The organism is Betaproteobacteria bacterium (assembly GCA_016720065.1).
Lineage (GTDB): Bacteria > Pseudomonadota > Gammaproteobacteria > Burkholderiales > Rhodocyclaceae > SSSZ01.
On record JADJXY010000002.1, the window covers coordinates 435,849 to 451,923 of the forward strand.

Here is a 16,075-nt window from a genome sequence, read left to right on the forward strand (position 1 = left end):
GCGGGCGGGCCGCCCCGCCGCTACACCGCCGCTTCCCGCGAGCGCCGGGCTTCCTCCAGCAGGTAACGCTGGTAATCCTCCAGGTCGCCGTCGAAGGGGGCGATGCCGCCCTTGGAGACCAGCCAGAACTCGTCGCAGACGGCCCGCAGCAGGGCGCGGTCGTGGCTGACCAGCATCACCGTGCCTTCGAATTCGTTGAGGGCGACGCCGAGGGCTTCGCGGGTGGCGAGGTCGAGGTGGTTGGTGGGCTCGTCGAGGAGCAGCAGGTTGGGGCGCTGCCAGACCAGCATGCACAGCACCAGGCGGGCTTTTTCGCCGCCGCTCATGGTGCCGACCGCCTGCTTGACCATGTCGCCGCTGAAATTGAAGGTGCCGAGGAAGGTGCGCAGATCCTGCTCGCGGCCCGCCACCTTGCCGCTGCGGCCGGCGGCGATGGTGTCCTTGGCCAGGCGGATCATGTGTTCCAGCGGCGTGTCCTGGGGGCGCAGCACGTCGAGTTCCTGCTGGGCGAAGTAGCCGATGTTGAGGCCCTTGCCTTCGGTGACTTCGCCGCTGATCGGCGCCAGGGCCCGGGCGATGGTCTTGACCAGGGTGGATTTGCCCTGGCCGTTGGCGCCCAGGATGCCGATGCGCTGGCCGGCCATCACCGAGCGGTTGATGCCGCGCACGATGACCGTCGGCGGCGTGCCAGGGGCGGCCTCCTCCGGCGGCGGGTAGCCGATGGCGGTATCGACCATGGAGAGCATGGGGTTGGGCAGGTTGAGGGGCTCCTGGAATTCGAAGCCGAACTCGGCGTCGGCCAGCACCGGGGCGATCTTTTCCATGCGCTCCAGGGCCTTGACCCGGCTCTGGGCCTGCTTGGCCTTGCTGGCCTTGGCCTTGAAGCGGTTGATGAAGGATTGCAGGTGGGCGATCTTGTCGGCCTGGCGGGCCATGGCGGCCTGCTGCAGCGCCATCTGCTCGGCGCGCATGTCCTCGAACTTGCTGTAGTTGCCGCCGTAGCGCAGCAGCTTGGTGTTGTCGATGTGCAGGGTGACCTGGGTGATGGCGTCGAGGAATTCCCGGTCGTGGCTGATGACGATGAGGGTGCCGGCGTAGCGCTTGAGCCAGGCTTCCAGCCAGACCAGGGCGTCGAGGTCGAGGTGGTTGGTGGGTTCGTCGAGGAGCAGCAGATCGGAGGGGCACATCAGGGCCCGGGCCAGCTGCAGGCGCATGCGCCAGCCGCCGGAAAAGCTATCCACCGGCCGGTAAAGCTCGTCGACCCGGAAGCCGAGGCCCTGGATGAGGGCCTGGGCGCGGGCCTCGGCGTCGTGGGCGCCTGCGTCGTGCAGCGCAATGTAGGCCTCGGCCATGCGCATGCCGTCCTCGCTGGCCTCGGCGGCATCGACCTCCTGCTGCGCCGCCACCAGGGCGGTGTCGCCCTCGATGACGAAATCGGTGGCGCTCTGCTCGGTCTCCGGCATGTCCTGGGCTACCTGGGCCCGCCGCCAGTGGGCCGGAATGGCGTAGTCGCCGCCGTCTTCGTGCAGCGAGCCATTGAAGAGGGCGAAGAGGGTCGATTTGCCGGCGCCGTTGCGGCCCACCAGGCCGACCTTTTCGCCGGGATTGAGGGTAACGCAGGCCTTGTCGAGGAGGACCTTGGCGCCGCGGCGCAGGGTGACGTTCTTGAGGGTGATCATGGGGAAGCGATTTGGCGATGCCTACCACGGGTAGGGGTCATGCCCATTTGCTTTCAAGTCGGGACGCGAAGACGAGCCGACGACAGTGCTGTGGCACGCCAAGGCGAAGTCGACAAAGGTTCGGCCTGAAAGCGAATGGGCTTCAGTCCTTGCGGCGGCGGGCCGGCAAAGGTTTGCGCCGACGTTGGCCGGGGCGCTTCTGCTCGCCTTCCGGTTTGGGTTTGGGCACCAGCAGATTCTTGGCGCCGCTTTGGGCCGCAGCGCGGTGGGCGGCGATGCTGGCTTCGATCTGCGTGGCCGCAATCAGGACGGGGGCCTCTTCGCCCTTGGAGGGATGGGCTGCCAGTTGCTGGCGGATGCCGAACAGGCGTTCCGCCACTTCGGCCTTGCGGGGTTGGTCGGCAACCATCTGCTGGGCGGCCGGGGTCAGCGCGAGGCCACCGTCGCGCTCGACCAGCAAGCCGTGGCGTGCGAGGCGCTCGACGGCCTCGGCGAACTTGGTCGCGGCTGGAATGGTGCTCTGGAGGAGATCGGCGGCGGCGACGATGTCGGCCAATTCGGCCGGTCGCCGCTTGGAGCCGAGGGCAGTGGCCAGCAGGAGGAGGGCGTCGAGATCGGTAACGGGGTGCATCGGGGGCCTTTTGGTGGCGGTGGAGGGGCGCCCGATGAGGGTTGCAGCGTGCGCGAAGGCGGGAGTGTACCGGTTTGCGGTGGGGGTGGCCGCGAGTTTCGCTGGGGGAGGACGGCTAACGCACGAGGCTCCTCCCCCTTCAAGGGGGGCGTAGCGGGGGTTTCGTGGAGCACCGCTCCGCGCCCGCGCAGCCGGCCGGGCGTGCAGGCCCGGCCGTGGGCGGCAGGGAGGGGGATGGGGGTGAGAAAGCGTGCCAATGGGGCTTGATCCATGGCTTGCGGATACTCCATCCCGGCCCTCCCCCCTTCGTCCGCGCTCAGGACGGGCTTGAAGGGGAGGGGGAGGCTCCCGTCCGGTGTTTACCGTGTCAGGCTTTCCACCCTGGCTCTCCCCTCGATGGGGAGTGGGCGTTCCCCCTGACCCGGGCTTCAAGCCTTCACGTGCAGCCCGCACTCCTTGGATTCCGGTGCTTCCCACCACCAGCGGCCGGAACGGATGTCTTCACCCGGCGTCACCGCCCGGGTGCAGGGCGCGCAACCGATACTGGGGTAGAACTTGTCGTGCAGCGCGTTGTAGGGCACGTCGTTGTGCTTGATGTAGGCCCAGACTTCCTTCTCGCTCCAGTCGGAGAGGGGGTTGAATTTTTCCAGCTTGTTGCCGTCGTCGTATTCCTGCACCGGCAGGCCGACGCGGGTGGCGGCCTGCTGGGCACGCAGGCCGGTGATCCAGGCCTTCTTGCCGGCCAGGGCCCGGCGCAGGGGCTCCACCTTGCGCACGAAACAGCAGCCCTTGCGCAGTTCGACGGAGTCGTAGAAGGCGTTGATGCCCTTGGCGCGCACGAAATTCTCGACGCCTTCGCTCTGGGGAAAGTAAACCTTGAGCTTCAGGTCGTAGTGGGCCTGCACCGCGGCCATGAGGTCGTAGGTTTCCAGCGGCAGGCGCCCGGTGTCCAGGCTGAAGATCTCGATGGGCTGGGCCGGCGCGTTTGCGTTGAACTTCACGATGAGGTCGGTGAGGACCATGTCTTCGGCGCCCAGGCTGTTGGCGAAGGCGGCGGGGGACCAGTCGGCGGCGATGGTGGCGAGCAGGGCCTGGGCCTTCTCGGCCTTGGCGGCGACGGCGTGGGCGAGTTCCGCCGTCAGGTTGAGCATGTTGGGCGTCATGGGCGGGTCAGGCGGCGCGGCGGCGGAAAGCGGGCAGGGGTTGGTCGGTGGAGCCCTGGTAGCGTTCGCTGAAGGTGTTGAAGCCGGCGGCCAGGGCGTGCTCGGCGCTCTTGTCGTCGCGCAGCGCGAAGGCGTCGAAGCCCACGCGGGACATGTAATAGAGCTGGTCGTGCAGCACTTCGCCGACGGCCCGCACCTCGCCGGGGTAGGCGTAGCGCTGGCGCAGCAGGGCGGCGGTGGAATAGCCGCGGCCATTGACGAACTTGGGGAAATTGACGGCGATCACGGCAAAGCGGGCGAGATCGGCGGCGATGTCTTCCACCTTGTCGTCGTCCTGCAGGAAGAGGCCGACCGGTTCGCTGCGGGCCAGGATTTCGTCCCTGCGGGCAAGCCAGACCGGCAGCGGAAAAAGCACCGGGCCGGCGGGCAAAGCGACGGCTTCCGGGGTTTCGCCTTCGGCCAGGGTGAGGGGGGTCCAGCCGTCGTCGAGGACGGCACCGTTCTTGATCAGGCGGGCCATTTACGCCACCTTCCTTTCGCCGGATTTGGCCTTGCCGTGGGCGCGGCCTTCATAGACGCGATTCTTGAAGGGATCGACGCCGATACGGTCGAAGGTGTCGAGGAAGCACTCGTCCGCGTGGCGGTTTTCCACATAGACCTGAATGATCTTCGAAACCACATCGGGCATTTCCTCGGCCGAGAAGGAGGGGCCGATGACCTTGCCCAGCTTGGCGTCGTTGCCCTGGCGGCCGCCCAGGGTCACCTGGTAGAACTCCGCTTCGTTCTTGTCCACGCCCAGGATGCCGATGTGGCCCACGTGATGGTGGCCGCAGGCGTTCATGCAACCGGAGATGTTGAGGGAGAGCTCGCCCAGGTCGAAAACGTAGTCCAGGTCGTCGAAGCGGGCCTGGATGGCCTTGGCGATGGGGGTGGACTTGGCGTTGGCCAGGTCACAGAGATCACCGCCGGGGCAGCAGATGATGTCGGTGAGCAGCCCGATGTTGGGCGTCACCAGGCCCTGCTCGCGGGCCGCCTGCCACACCGCGTAGAGGTCGGCCTTCTTGACGTCGCCCAGCACCACGTTCTGCTCGTGGGAGACGCGGGCCTCGCCGAAGCTGTAGCGATCGGCCAGGTCGGCCACGGCATCCATCTGCTCGGCGGTGATGTCGCCGGGGTTCTGGCCGTGCTTCTTGAGCGACAGGGTGACGGCGGCGTAGCCGGATACCTTGTGGAGATGGACGCAGCGCTCGAACCAGCGGGCGAAGGCGGTGTTGTCGTGCTTGTGCTGCTCCAGGCCGAGGTCGTCGGCGGGCAGGGTTTCGTAGGCCGGCGCCGAGAAATGGGCGGCAATACGGTCGAATTCGGCCTGGGTGAGGGTATCCGGGCCATCCTTCCGGTAGGCCCATTCCTCATCCACCTGACGGCGGAATTCCTCTAGCCCCAAGGCCTGCACCAGAATCTTGATGCGCGCCTTGAAGGGGTTGTCGCGGCGGCCGAAGCGGTTATAGACCCGCAGGATGCACTCGCAGTAGCCGAGGATGTGCTGCCAGGGCAGGAATTCCCGCACCACTTCGCCGCGGATGGGGGTGCGGCCCAGGCCGCCGCCGGCCAGCACGCGGAAGCCGACCTCACCGTCCTTCTGCAGGAGATGGAGCCCGATATCGTGGAACCAGGTCAGGGCCCGATCCTGCTGGCTGCCGGAAATGGCGATCTTGAACTTGCGCGGCAGATAGGCGAATTCCGGGTGGAAGGTGCTCCACTGACGGATGATTTCGGCGTAGGGGCGCGGGTCGACGATCTCGTCGGCGGCCACCCCGGCAAACTGGTCCGTGGTGATGTTGCGGATGTCGTTGCCGGAGGTCTGAATGGCGTGCATGTCCACGTCGGCCAGGTGAGCGAGGATGTCCGGGCAATCCTCGATCTTCGGCCAGTTGAACTGCATGTTGTGGCGGGTGGTGAAGTGGCCGAAGCCCTTGTCGTAGGTGCGGGCGACGAAGGCCAGCTTGCGCAGTTGGGCGCTGGACAGCATGCCGTAGGGCACGGCGATGCGGAACATGGGCGCGTGGCGCTGGACATAGAGCCCGTTCTGCAAGCGCAGGGGGCGGAATTCGTCGTTGGTGAGTTCACCGGATTGCCAGCGGCGCACCTGGTCGCGGAACTGGGCGACGCGCTCCTGCAGGAACTGGCGGTCGATATTGTCGTAGTGGTACATGAAGACTCCGTTGGGGAACGGTCAGGCAAAAACCAGCTTGCCGCCGATGAGGATCAGCATCGAGGCCAGCAGTTTACGCAAAATATGTTCGGGCACCTTGGCGGAAACGTGGGTGCCGATCCAGATGCCGGGCAGGGAACCGATGAGCAGGCTGCCCAGCAGGGACCAATCGACGCCCCCCAGCATCCAGTGACCAAGGCCGGCCACCAGGGTCAGGGGCACCGCGTGGGCCACATCCGATCCGACAATGCGCACCGGGGAAAGTTTGGGGTAGAGGAAGAAGAGGGCGGCGACGCCCAGAGCACCGGCGCCGACGGAGGAGATGGTGACCAGTACGCCCAGGATGATGCCCACCAGGACGGTGACCCCCGGGAGGCAGCACTGGCGGAATTTCGATTCCTCGTGGGTGGCGGCGTACTCGCGCAGGCGCTTGCCGAAGAGAATGGCGCAGGCGGTGAGCAGCAGGGCGAAGCCAAGACCGTGGGACACCACGGCGCCAATGGCGTTGGTGCCTTCCGGCAGCTGCGACAGCACCAGGATGGTGAGGGCGGCGGCGGGAATGCTGCCCAAAGCCAGGCGCCCGGTGATCTTCCACTCGACGTGCCCCTTGCGCCCGTGGGCCACGGTGCCGCCGGCCTTGGTGATGGCGGCGTAGAGCAGGTCGGTGCCCACGGCGGTGGCCGGATGGACGCCGAACAACAGCACCAGCAGCGGCGTCATGAGGGAGCCACCGCCGACGCCGGTGAGCCCGACGATGACACCAACCGCGAAGCCGGAGAGGGAGTAGAGGATGTCCATGGCGCGCCGCAATATTGAACGTCTCGCATCCTAGCAGTGCGGTCCTTGGCTGAAAAAGAATATTGCGTTAGATTGTTATAGCGTTTGGTTATTAATGGCTGAGTCGAAACAGACCCCCGTCCCTTCGGGCCGAGGTCTTCGCAGATTCGTCGAAGCCCTTGGCGCAACGCCCTTCGACAGGCTCGGGGTGAACGGGGCGTGAGGTTTCGAGCTACCGGGCTCACTACAGGGTGACCATGAAACTCCAGCAACTGCGTTACATCGTCGAGATCGAGCGGCGCGGCCTCAATGTTTCCGAGGCGGCGGAAGCGCTCTTTACCTCGCAGCCCGGCATTTCCAAGCAGGTCCGGCTGCTGGAGGATGAACTGGGCGTGGTCATCTTCGAGCGCAGCGGCAAGCGCTTCACCGGCGTCACCGAGCCGGGGCGGATCGTTCTCGATATCGCCGGCCGCATCCTCAAAGAGGCGGAAAACCTGCGGCGGGCGGGGGAGGAATTCGCCGGCGGCGGCAGCGGCCGCCTGGTCCTGGCCGCCACCCACACCCAGGCTCGCTATGCCCTGCCGGTGGTGGTGCGGGATTTCGTCGCCCAGCACCCCACGGTAAAACTGGAAATGCACCAGGGCAGCCCGACCCAGATCGCCGAATGGGTGGTGTCCGGCGAGGCGGACCTGGGCATCGCCACCGAGGCCCTGGGCCAGTACGAACAACTGGTCAGCCTGCCGGTGCGCCAGTGGAGCCATTGCGTCGTCGTGCCCGAAGGGCATGCCCTGATCGGCCGGCCCCTCACGCTGCCCGACCTGGCCAGGTGGCCGCTCATCACCTACGACACCGCCTTCACCGGGCGCTCCCGCATCAACCGGGCCTTCGAGCGGGTGGGGCTGACCCCCAACATCGCCCTCACCGCGCTGGATGCCGACGTGATCAAGACCTACGTCAGTCTGGGCTTGGGCCTGGGCATCGTCTCCGCCCTGGCCTACGATCCCCAGCGGGACGCCGGCCTGGTGGCCCTGGACGGCAGCCATCTCTTCGAATCCAACACCACCCGCCTGGCGCTCCGGCGCGGGACCTACCTGCGCGGCTACGACTACGACTTCATCGGCCTCTTCGCGCCCCATCTGACGCGCAAGGTGGTCGAGATGGCCATGTTGGGGGGCGGGGCGGAGTATCAGTTGTGAGGACCGCGCCCGGGCGCTGTTTCGCCTTGTCGGCGTACATTCCGGCGTCCGCGATGCGGACGAGTTCGTCGCCGCTCAGCGCGTCGTCGGGGTAGTAGGCGATGCCGATGCTCGTGCCGATGAGGATTTCCTGCGGGACGTTGGCGAGCTTGAACGGGTAGCCCAGGGCCTCGCGGACCTCGGCGGCGATCCAGCCGGCGTTTTCCCGCAGGCCGACGCCCTGGAGCAGGATGACGAACTCGTCGCCGCCCACCCGGGCGACGGTATCCGATGTGCGCACGATGGCCAGGACGCGCCGTGCGACTTCCTGCAGCAGGAGATCGCCGGCCTCGTGGCCCCAGCGGTCATTGACCGGCTTGAAGAGGTCCAGGTCGAAAAAAAGCAGGGCCAGGCTGGTGCCTTCCCTGTGGGCAAGCTCGATGGCCTGCCCGAGGCGGTCGTGGAACAGCTTGCGATTGGGCAGGGCGGTCAGGCCGTCGTATTGGGCCATGTGGCGCATCGTCGCCTGGATGCGGTGGCGTTCCGTGACGTCCTTTCCCGTTCCGCGGTAGCCCAAGAATTTCCCTTGGCGATCGAAAAAGGGTTCGCCGCTGACGCTGACGTGACTGATCTCGCCGCCGGCATTGACGATGGGGTAGTCGAAATCCTTGAAGGGCAGGCGGTTGTCCAGAATGATCTGGTGCGCGGCAAACAGCGCGGCAGTCTCCTCGGATATGCCGGTGGCCAGCATCTCCTGGCGGGTGTGGCCGTAGAAGCGCTCGGGACTGATGCCCGCCTTGTCGAAAACGCCCCCGGAAAGCCAGGTGAAGCGGAGCTGCGCGTCCTGTTCCCAGTACCAGTCGGAGGACATCCGCGCATAGGCCCGCGACCGCTCTTCCTGCTCCGTCAGGTGGCGGACCTGCCGCTTCCAGCGCCAGGCCAGGGACCATCCCAGGATGGTCAACAGCGTCAGCACAGCAATGACCAGTTCCATGCCGCTTCCCGTGGGGACCGCAATCGTTGTTGGTTTGTGGGGCTACTGGTTTATTTGTAGCCCTTGGGTTCGAACCTGTCGAAACTCTTGGCGGCCGGCCGGGGGGCTCTGGAAGAGCCTGCTGCACTCGCCGCCCCGGCGCCATACGTGGCAGGGTATCACGCAGGATGAGGCTGGGAGAGGAAAAGGGGGCTAGGGCGGTCGTCCTGGCGTCAGTTCGGAAGCTTCAGTCCGAATACCGCGCCAATGAAGCGCACGGCTTCGGGGCTGTCCCAGGCCCTCGAGCCGCCCACCTTGCGCAGGACTCGGCCGTCGGGGGCGATGAGGAGGGTGAGGGGGATGCGGTCCGCACCGAGCATGTTTTCCAGGAGCTGCCGATCGTCCAGGTAGTTGGAGAAGCTGACGCCCGCTTGGCGCAGGAAGGCGGAGGCTGCCCGGCCGTCGTCGTCGGTGGAGATGCCGATGACGTTGAATTCCCGGCCGCCGAAGCGCCGGGCGAGGCGTTCCAGGGCGCCCATCTCCGCGCGGCAGGGGCCGCACCAGCTTGCCCAGACGTTGATGATCAAGGGCTTGCCGCGGTAGGCGGCGAGCCGATTGTTTTCCCCGGAGAGGCCGCGCAGGGGGGCATCCCGCAAGGGCTCACCGATGGCCACCTCGCCTGGTGTGCGTGCCTGAGCCGTTAGGGCGGCGGCGAACAGTAAAGCGGCGGCCAGGAGCCGCGCCGCCATGGGCGGATGCCGCTCAGGTGCCATAGTGGGCGTCCACCTGGATGCCGAGCCTTTTCAACATGGGCGTCGGAAGTTCTCCCCCGGCGCAGACGATGATCGCATCGTTCTGCAGCTCGAGGTTTCCTTCAACGGTCTTGAGCGCCACACCGCCCAGGCTGATTTCACGCACTGTGGATTCGAGGATCAGGCGGATGCGCCCGGTCCCTTGCCGCGGCTGGCCAGCAATGGCGGCGATCGTTCCTTCGAGTCCCTGGTGGCAAGCGTCAGCCGCGACATCCGCCCCCGTTCGGTCCTCGACGAATGGATTCGCCTGGGCGTGGTCCGCATCAACGAAGCCGATCAGGTTGAATTGCAGGAGCAGGCCTTCATTCCGCGGCACGGCGAAGCCGAAAAGCTCGCCTACTATGGCCTCAACCTGGGGGACCACATCACTGCCGCCACCGACAACGTCCTGGAAGTCGGCAGGCCCTGGTTCGAACGCAGCGTGCACCACCAGGGGCTGAGCGAGGGCGAGGTGGAAGCCCTCCGCGAGAAGGCTGCGGCGCTGGGCATGACGCTCCTGCAGGACCTGCACCAGCAGGCTTCCAGCCCGCATTGCGACGAGCAGGTCAAAGATCGCCGCTTCACGTGCGGGGTGTATTTCTACAGCGCGCCGGAAGACGGCGAAGCATCGCAATGAACCGCTTGTTTTGCTTCCTGGCCCTGGCGGCCTGCTGGGCGTCGGGTGCGGTGGCAACGCCCGTTTGCGTGGATCCGGAACGGCCCGGCGTCGAAGTCCCCATTGCCAACGGCATCGGCGGCACCGGTGCCACCGCGGCCCGGGGTGACGACAAGGGGGGCGGCGGCATTGGTGGCACCGGCGCACCTGCGGGCCAGGGCGACGACAAGAGCGGCGGCGGCATCGGCGGCACGGGTGCAACTGCCGGTGGCACGGGCGGCACCGGGAGCCCCCTGGCGGACGGAAGCACCATTGGCATCGTCGGGACGGTGACCGGCTTCGCCTCGGTCTGCGTCAATGGCCTGGAAGTGCACTACGACAACCGTGTGCCTGTCAGCGAAAATGGCGAGGGGGCATCGGTGGCGCAACTGGCCGTCGGAAAGACCGTTTCCATCGAAGCGGTGGCTACCCCAAAAGGCCTGCGTGCGCGGGATATTGCCATCATTGACGTGCTCGTCGGGCCGGTGACCCAGGTCCATGGCCATGGCAAGGCGGTGCAGGTCATGGGGCAGACGGTGCTCATCGGTGCCGAGACTCGGGGGCCCGGCAGTGGCAAGTCGCTTGCACCCGGTCAAATGGTACGGGTGAGCGGCATGCTGGATGCTCAGGGCCAATTGGTGGCCACTCGCCTGCAACCGGTTGCCGCGGGCAAGGAAGCGAGTGTGGCCGGTCTGGCGGTGGCAGGGGGTGGGCGCTCGGGCAAGGTTGCCGGCGTTGACGTAACGGGTTTGGCAGGCGGGGGCAACGTAATCGTCAAAGGCCGTTGGGATGGCCAGGCCCTGGCTGTGAGATCGGTCGGTGTTGACCCGACTTTCCGCTTTGCAGGCAAGGCTGAGCGTGTGGTGGTCGAAGGGCTGGTCCAGGATGGCCTGCGGGACGGGAGGATGACCGTGGCCGGTGTCCGGACGGTCGTTTCGCTGGAAACCCGCCTCACGCCCAATGCCGGCGTTACCGGTGGCAGGGTGGTGGTGGAGGGCCGCATGGGCGCAGACCGGGTGCTCCATGCTGCGCGGATCGAGACGCTGGAGACGGTTAGAACGGGACCTGCGCGACCGGCCATGGTGCCGGCGCCCGGAAAACCCGGGGACGACCCAGCCGCGCGGGCCGGTGCAGGGCCTCGGGCCGAAGGCAGAGGGCAGACGAGGAATGACGAGGTTGCTGGTCGCTCCGAGGCAGTTGGACTGGGGGACAAGTTCGAAAAAGCAGAATCCGTGGAAAAGTCGGAGAAGGTAGAGAAGGCGGAGAAGACGGAGAAAGCTGAGAAGGTGGAGAAGGTAGAGAAGGCTGAGAAGGTAGAGAAGGCTGAGAAGGTCGAGAAGGTCGAGAAGGTCGAGAAGGTCGAGAAGCCGGAAAAGGTCGAGAAGCCGGAAAAGGTCGAGAAGCCCGAGAGGGTCGAGAAGCCCGAGAAGGTCGAGAAGCCCGAGAAGGTCGAGAAGCCCGAGAAGGTCGAGAAGCCCGAGAAGGTCGAGAAGCCCGAGAGGGTAGAGAGACCGGAGAGGGTAGAGAGACCGGAGAGGGCGGAGCACCATTAGCCCAAGCCCGCATTTCAGATCAGTGCCATACCCAAGCATGAATGCTCATCCCCGCGGCCTGCTGGCCTTCGCCTGCCTGATCCTGGTCACCTCCGTCCATGCGGACGGTGCGTGGACTTTCAGCGCCGGCATGGATCATTCCTCAGGCAAATACGGAGGGGCCGGCCATAGCGAGACACTGGCGCTTCCTATAAGCATCAGGTACGAGGCGCACCCATGGACGCTGCGGCTCAGTATTCCCTATGTGACCATGCGTGGGGCGGCCAACGTGGTTTCCAGCGGGGGCGACCGCATCGCTCTCCAGGGTCGCAACAGCGCACGCCGTCAGGTCGAGGGACTGGGAGACGTCGTGGCGGGGGTAGCCGGGACCGCGTGGCAGGAATCGGGCTGGCTCATCGACCTCGGTGCCAAGGTGAAATTTGCCACCGGCGATGCTGACCGAGGCCTGAGCACTGGCGAGAATGACTATTCTCTGTACGTGGATGTCTACCGCAAGCTCGGTAGCGGCACGGCATTTTGCACACTGGGCAAGCGCTGGATGGGCGACCCGGCAGGCAGTGAGCTTGCAAATCCGCTCTACGGTACCCTGGGCTGGTCCCAGCGCTTCACGCCGGCCACCAGTGCGGGGGCAACCTACGATTTCCGCGAGAGGCTGACGCAGTCCGGGGCGCCGGCGCGCGAGGCTACGCTATTTCTCACTCACCGCTTCAGCGATGCCTGGAAACTGCAGGCCTATGTCGTTACCGGTTTTTCCACTGCCAGCCCGGATTTGGGTGGTGGCATGCTGCTCTTTTACTCACCCTGAGCGCAAGGGCGGGCGGCGGCTGCCCCCGGTCAGATCGGCGGGGCGGAAGGGCCATCGCCTGTACAGGCCTCCGGCGTGACCGGCATGATGCCCTTGGGTGCCGGTGGACGCCGGGACTGAATCTGGAACCCTCGGTTGGACGCGCCAGGGGCCCGTCGCGCTACCACCCGCGGGTCAAGGTGTTTGCCCCATCCGCGGCGCAGAGTCACGCAGGATGAGGCTGGGAGAGGAAAAGGGGGCCAGGCGTTCGAGGAAGTCGATCAGTTCCAGCACCGGCGCGTTGCGGAAGAACTTGGCAGCGGGGAATTCGAGCCAGATGCGGTCGGCCCAGGCGTAGAGGTCGTGGGGCGTGTCGCCGTAGCCGTCGCCGTCGCGGTCGAAGCCCTGGTAGTCGTCCCAGTGGTTGCCGTACCAGACGTCGTTCATGGGGTCGCCGTCGCCGATCACCGTGACGGGCCAGAGGTTGTTGCGGAAGGTGTTGCCCAGGGCAATGTGGCCCCCCTTCATGCCGTAGATGTAAATCCCGGTGACGTTGTGGGCGATGAAATTGTCCACCAGGACGATGCGATTGAGCGGGTTGGACGGTGAATCGGCCATGACGCCGTGGGCGCAGTGGACGATTTCGTTGCCCTGCACCAGGGCGGCCGCGGTTTCCTTGAGGGCGACCCCGGCGCCCGATGCATCCATGGCATGAACGACGCGGTTGTTGCGGATGAGCAGGCCGTCGGAATTGAGGGCGACGATTCCGGTGGAGTTGTGCTCGAAGACGTTTCCCTCCACCAGGGTACGGTGGGAGAAGAGCAGGTTCAGGCCGCGGCGGCTGTTGCGCACGGTGTTGCCGACGAAGCGGTTGCGCGGGGCATTGCTCACCGTGAGGTCGCGAATCTGAGCGATGTCGTTGGCCTCGATGCGGTTGCCGGTGCTGTACCAGAGGCGGATGCCGTCGCCCCGGTCGGCGGAGTCCACCGGCCGGGAGCGGATGCGGTTGCGCCTGACCAGGTTGTCGTCGGCGCGATGGAGGGTGATGCCGAAGAGCACGTCCTCCAGCCGGTTGTCCTCAATGAGATGATGGCGTCCCTCGACCATCAGGCCGCCGTCCAGGGCATCGTGGGAGCCGCCGCTGCCGCGCAGGGTCAGACCCCGCAGGGTGACGCCCAAACCCTTCACCGTCAGGACCGTCCCGCGGCCGCCGCCGTCGATGGTCACCTGGCCAGCTCCTTCCAGGGTGAGGGGCTTGGCGATGGTGGCGGGGCCGCTGTACACCCCGGCGGGGAGCCGCAGGACGCTTCCCGGAGCGGCCGCGTCGATCCAGGCCTGGAGGGGCTGGGCGGCTACGGCACCGTGGGCCAGGAAGAGGGAGAGCAGGACGACGAACAGCAGGCGCATGGTCACCGATTGGGCCATGGATTCGCCGCAAGGGCGTGAACCTAAATCAAACGGAGCAAGCCGGAAACTTCAAGCCTCCCACTCCGAGGTCACGTCGTTGGCCCAGGCGGTGGCAGCGATGAGGGCGTGATTGACGCTATCGGCAGCGAGGCCGGCCGCGGAGGCCATTGCTTCCACCGCCGATGGGCCGGACGCCTCCGCCGCTTCGACCACGGCCAGCAGGGGCGCGTAGGCGCCGTTGCGCTCCAGCAGGGCGTTGCGTACGTGGGCCGGCAGGGTGATCTGCTCCAGGGCCGCGGGCAGGGGAATGCGCAGCAGTTTGTCCAGGCGCGAGAAAACGCCGGTGAGAAAGAGATGGTCGGCCTCGGCGGCGGGAAAGCGCTCGGCGCCCAGAAGCTCCATCATGCGGCCGCGGGCGAGGGCGCTCTCGACCAGGAGCCAGTCGGCGAAATCCGGGTCGCGCACGGAAAAGAGCAGGACGGAAATCCAGCGCGCCAACCGCTGCCGCCCGAGCAGGACCAGGGCCTGATCGATGGAGCTGACCGGCCGGGAAAGGGCCACGGCGGCCGAATTGAGGTAGCGCAGGATGCGGAAGGTGAGATTGGGATCCTGCTTGAGGACGCTGGCCAACTGGGCGGTTTCGGCGTCGCCCTGGGTGAGGTTGTAGAGGTGGATCAGGTGCAGACGATTGGGATCGCTGCGCGGCTGGGTGGCGGGTGCTTCACGGGCGAAAAAGCGGCCCTGGAAAAGGCCGAAGCGGCACTGCACGCAAAGGCGGACGTCGTCGGGGCTTTCGATGCCGATGGCCAGAAGCTCCACCGGGCGCCGCATCTCGTCGCTGCGCATGGCAATGGAAAAGTCCCGGATCTCACCGCCCTGGGCGCGGGAGGCATCGACCACGGCCAGATCGGCATGGCCGAGAACGAGCGGGAATGCTGGATGACGGGGTTGGCGAAAGACGCCAAAGCGCAGCCCGCGGGCGGCCAGGGCCGAGAGTCGGGCGGCCAGGTTGGGCAGATCGACACTTTCCGGGGCGAGGCTGAGCAGAAGGACGGCGTTGTTTGCCGGCAGGCGGTCGAGGCCCGGATTGGCGAGAGATTCGCTCGACAGCGGCAGAAAGGCCGGGAGTTGGCCCCAGGCCTCGGTGCTGGCGCACAGGGCCCTGAGGAGCGTGTCGTCCAGCCGGGTCTGGCGCTCGGTGGGGACGTCTCCCGGGCCGGCATCGGCAATCTGGAGGCAAAACAGATGTCCGGCGAGCTTGCGTCCCTTGTCAAAGATCGCTTCGCGGCGGACGAAGGCATTGACCGGATGATCGGGGGCGTACTCCGGTGCCGCTTCTGGCGTCGCGGCGCTTTCCGCCGGAATTTCCTTTTTCCCGAACAGCTTGCCCAGACCGAAGACCATAGCGTCCCCCACAAAGAAAAATCCCCGCCGATGGGCGGGGATTGTCGCACAGGACGAACCCGGACTTAATTGACCTTGGCCTTGGCGCGCAGATCCTTGACCAGTTCCTCGACCATCTGGGCGTTGGCCCGCTGCAGGAGCTGGGGCTTCACTTGCTCGAAGGCCGGCGGATTGAGGGGGCGGGAATCGTCCAGCTGAATGACGTGATAGCCAAAATCGGTCTTCACCGGCGCCTTGGTGTACTCGCCTTTCTTCAATTTGGTCATGGCTTCGGCGAAGGGCTTCACATAGCCCGTGGGCGCGCTCCAGTTGAGCTCGCCCCCATTGTCCTTGGACCCCGGATCCTTGGACTGCTTGGCCAGGTCGGCGAATTTCTCGCCCTTGTCGAGCTTGGCGATGATGGCCTTGGCGTCGTCTTCCTTTTCCACCAGGACGTGGCGGGCCTTGTACTCGGTGCTGCCCAGATTGGCCTTGATGGTTTCGTAGTCCTTCTTCAACTTGTCCTCGGACACCGGGTGGGACTTGATGTAGTCGGCGAGGAAGGCGCGGATGAGGACCGTCTGGCGGGTCAGTTCGATCTGGCCGGAGACTTCCGGCTTTTTGTCGAGGCCCTTCTTGCGGGCTTCCTGGGCGAGGATTTCCCGCCGCACCAGCTCTTCCTTGATGGCTTTCTGCAATTCCGGGCTGTCCTGGGCGCCCTGGGCCTTCTGCTCGGCGGCGAAGGCATCGAACACGGCTTGCGGAATGGTCTGCCCATTCACGGTCACTTTCTCGGCCAGGGCCGGGGCGGAAATCACGGAGCCAGCCAGGAGCAGGGCGGCCAGGGCGGAGAGCTTGAACATGGATCGAATCCTTGGTGGGTGGAAAAAAA

The 16,075-nt window shown here is 66.2% G+C and carries 16 protein-coding genes; 4 read left to right on the forward strand and 12 right to left on the reverse strand.

The window, feature by feature from the left end; genetic code table 11:
• Positions 1–20: 20 nt before the first annotated feature.
• From IPM73_05185 to IPM73_05210, 6 genes are all read right to left on the reverse strand, one after another.
• Entirely contained in the window at positions 21–1,679 is a 1,659-nt protein-coding gene (locus IPM73_05185) for an ATP-binding cassette domain-containing protein (protein ID MBK8917456.1), read from the reverse strand.
• Positions 1,680–1,821: 142 nt separating this feature from the next.
• A complete protein-coding gene (locus tag IPM73_05190; GenBank protein ID MBK8917457.1) occupies positions 1,822–2,310 on the reverse strand; it encodes a hypothetical protein in 489 nt (162 codons plus the stop codon).
• 428 nt (positions 2,311–2,738) lie between these two features.
• Positions 2,739–3,473 carry a phosphoadenylyl-sulfate reductase gene (locus tag IPM73_05195; GenBank protein ID MBK8917458.1) on the reverse strand — a complete coding sequence of 245 codons (735 nt, stop codon included), beginning with the start codon at positions 3,471–3,473 and terminating at the stop codon, positions 2,739–2,741.
• Positions 3,474–3,480: 7 nt separating this feature from the next.
• Entirely contained in the window at positions 3,481–3,993 is a 513-nt protein-coding gene (locus tag IPM73_05200) for a DUF934 domain-containing protein (protein MBK8917459.1), read from the reverse strand.
• On the reverse strand, positions 3,994–5,685 hold the full coding sequence (locus IPM73_05205; protein ID MBK8917460.1) for a nitrite/sulfite reductase: 1,692 nt from the start codon (positions 5,683–5,685) through the stop codon (positions 3,994–3,996).
• Between the two features lie 21 nt (positions 5,686–5,706).
• A complete protein-coding gene (locus tag IPM73_05210; GenBank protein MBK8917461.1) occupies positions 5,707–6,483 on the reverse strand; it encodes a sulfite exporter TauE/SafE family protein in 777 nt (258 codons plus the stop codon).
• Between the two features lie 236 nt (positions 6,484–6,719).
• On the opposite strand from IPM73_05210, the gene IPM73_05215 reads away from it, so the two are divergent.
• Positions 6,720–7,658: a CysB family HTH-type transcriptional regulator gene (locus IPM73_05215; protein ID MBK8917462.1), complete on the forward strand. Its 939-nt coding sequence runs from the start codon at positions 6,720–6,722 to the stop codon at positions 7,656–7,658.
• On the opposite strand, the gene IPM73_05220 is transcribed toward IPM73_05215, so the two are convergent.
• From IPM73_05220 to IPM73_05230, 3 genes are all read right to left on the reverse strand, one after another.
• Positions 7,576–8,631 (reverse strand): diguanylate cyclase, encoded by a 1,056-nt coding sequence (locus IPM73_05220; GenBank protein ID MBK8917463.1) that lies wholly within the window; start codon positions 8,629–8,631, stop codon positions 7,576–7,578. The genes IPM73_05215 and IPM73_05220 overlap by 83 nt on opposite strands.
• A gap of 212 nt (positions 8,632–8,843) precedes the next feature.
• On the reverse strand, positions 8,844–9,359 hold the full coding sequence (locus IPM73_05225; protein MBK8917464.1) for a TlpA family protein disulfide reductase: 516 nt from the start codon (positions 9,357–9,359) through the stop codon (positions 8,844–8,846).
• A 13-nt stretch (positions 9,360–9,372) separates the two neighbouring features.
• A complete protein-coding gene (locus IPM73_05230) occupies positions 9,373–9,528 on the reverse strand; it encodes a hypothetical protein (protein MBK8917465.1) in 156 nt (51 codons plus the stop codon).
• Positions 9,529–9,564: 36 nt separating this feature from the next.
• On the opposite strand from IPM73_05230, the gene IPM73_05235 reads away from it, so the two are divergent.
• Genes IPM73_05235 through IPM73_05245 form a run of 3 tightly spaced genes read left to right on the forward strand, consistent with a single transcriptional unit; the run spans position 9,565 to position 12,414 of the window.
• Positions 9,565–10,038 (forward strand): hypothetical protein, encoded by a 474-nt coding sequence (locus IPM73_05235; protein MBK8917466.1) that lies wholly within the window; start codon positions 9,565–9,567, stop codon positions 10,036–10,038.
• A complete protein-coding gene (locus IPM73_05240; protein MBK8917467.1) occupies positions 10,035–11,609 on the forward strand; it encodes a hypothetical protein in 1,575 nt (524 codons plus the stop codon). The genes IPM73_05235 and IPM73_05240 overlap by 4 nt, the downstream gene beginning before the upstream one ends.
• Positions 11,610–11,646: 37 nt before the next feature.
• Positions 11,647–12,414: a hypothetical protein gene (locus tag IPM73_05245; protein MBK8917468.1), complete on the forward strand. Its 768-nt coding sequence runs from the start codon at positions 11,647–11,649 to the stop codon at positions 12,412–12,414.
• Positions 12,415–12,588: 174 nt separating this feature from the next.
• Here IPM73_05245 and nosD read toward each other — a convergent pair whose 3' ends face one another.
• The 3 genes from nosD to IPM73_05260 all read right to left on the reverse strand — a co-directional run bounded on the left by nosD (position 12,589) and on the right by IPM73_05260 (position 16,046).
• The gene (gene nosD / locus IPM73_05250; GenBank protein ID MBK8917469.1) at positions 12,589–13,818 is read right to left on the reverse strand and encodes a nitrous oxide reductase family maturation protein NosD; all 1,230 of its coding nucleotides are present in this window, start codon (positions 13,816–13,818) and stop codon (positions 12,589–12,591) included.
• Between the two features lie 51 nt (positions 13,819–13,869).
• Positions 13,870–15,204: an HDOD domain-containing protein gene (locus IPM73_05255; GenBank protein MBK8917470.1), complete on the reverse strand. Its 1,335-nt coding sequence runs from the start codon at positions 15,202–15,204 to the stop codon at positions 13,870–13,872.
• A gap of 65 nt (positions 15,205–15,269) precedes the next feature.
• On the reverse strand, positions 15,270–16,046 hold the full coding sequence (locus IPM73_05260; protein MBK8917471.1) for a peptidylprolyl isomerase: 777 nt from the start codon (positions 16,044–16,046) through the stop codon (positions 15,270–15,272).
• Positions 16,047–16,075: the final 29 nt, after the last annotated feature.

What these genes read in the sequence shown, in the direction of transcription:
- IPM73_05210 (MBK8917461.1), bottom strand. Translation starts at nt 6,483, where the DNA reads ATGGACATCCTCTACTCCCTCTCCGGCTTCGCGGTTGGTGTCATCGTC.
- IPM73_05215 (MBK8917462.1), top strand. Translation starts at nt 6,720, where the DNA reads ATGAAACTCCAGCAACTGCGTTACATCGTCGAGATCGAGCGGCGCGGC.
- IPM73_05255 (MBK8917470.1), bottom strand. Translation starts at nt 15,204, where the DNA reads ATGGTCTTCGGTCTGGGCAAGCTGTTCGGGAAAAAGGAAATTCCGGCG.
- IPM73_05225 (MBK8917464.1), bottom strand. Translation starts at nt 9,359, where the DNA reads ATGGCGGCGCGGCTCCTGGCCGCCGCTTTACTGTTCGCCGCCGCCCTA.
- nosD (MBK8917469.1), bottom strand. Translation starts at nt 13,818, where the DNA reads ATGGCCCAATCGGTGACCATGCGCCTGCTGTTCGTCGTCCTGCTCTCC.
- IPM73_05220 (MBK8917463.1), bottom strand. Translation starts at nt 8,631, where the DNA reads ATGGAACTGGTCATTGCTGTGCTGACGCTGTTGACCATCCTGGGATGG.
- IPM73_05185 (MBK8917456.1), bottom strand. Translation starts at nt 1,679, where the DNA reads ATGATCACCCTCAAGAACGTCACCCTGCGCCGCGGCGCCAAGGTCCTC.
- IPM73_05245 (MBK8917468.1), top strand. Translation starts at nt 11,647, where the DNA reads ATGAATGCTCATCCCCGCGGCCTGCTGGCCTTCGCCTGCCTGATCCTG.
- IPM73_05205 (MBK8917460.1), bottom strand. Translation starts at nt 5,685, where the DNA reads ATGTACCACTACGACAATATCGACCGCCAGTTCCTGCAGGAGCGCGTC.
- IPM73_05190 (MBK8917457.1), bottom strand. Translation starts at nt 2,310, where the DNA reads ATGCACCCCGTTACCGATCTCGACGCCCTCCTCCTGCTGGCCACTGCC.
- IPM73_05240 (MBK8917467.1), top strand. Translation starts at nt 10,035, where the DNA reads ATGAACCGCTTGTTTTGCTTCCTGGCCCTGGCGGCCTGCTGGGCGTCG.
- IPM73_05260 (MBK8917471.1), bottom strand. Translation starts at nt 16,046, where the DNA reads ATGTTCAAGCTCTCCGCCCTGGCCGCCCTGCTCCTGGCTGGCTCCGTG.
- IPM73_05200 (MBK8917459.1), bottom strand. Translation starts at nt 3,993, where the DNA reads ATGGCCCGCCTGATCAAGAACGGTGCCGTCCTCGACGACGGCTGGACC.
- IPM73_05195 (MBK8917458.1), bottom strand. Translation starts at nt 3,473, where the DNA reads ATGACGCCCAACATGCTCAACCTGACGGCGGAACTCGCCCACGCCGTC.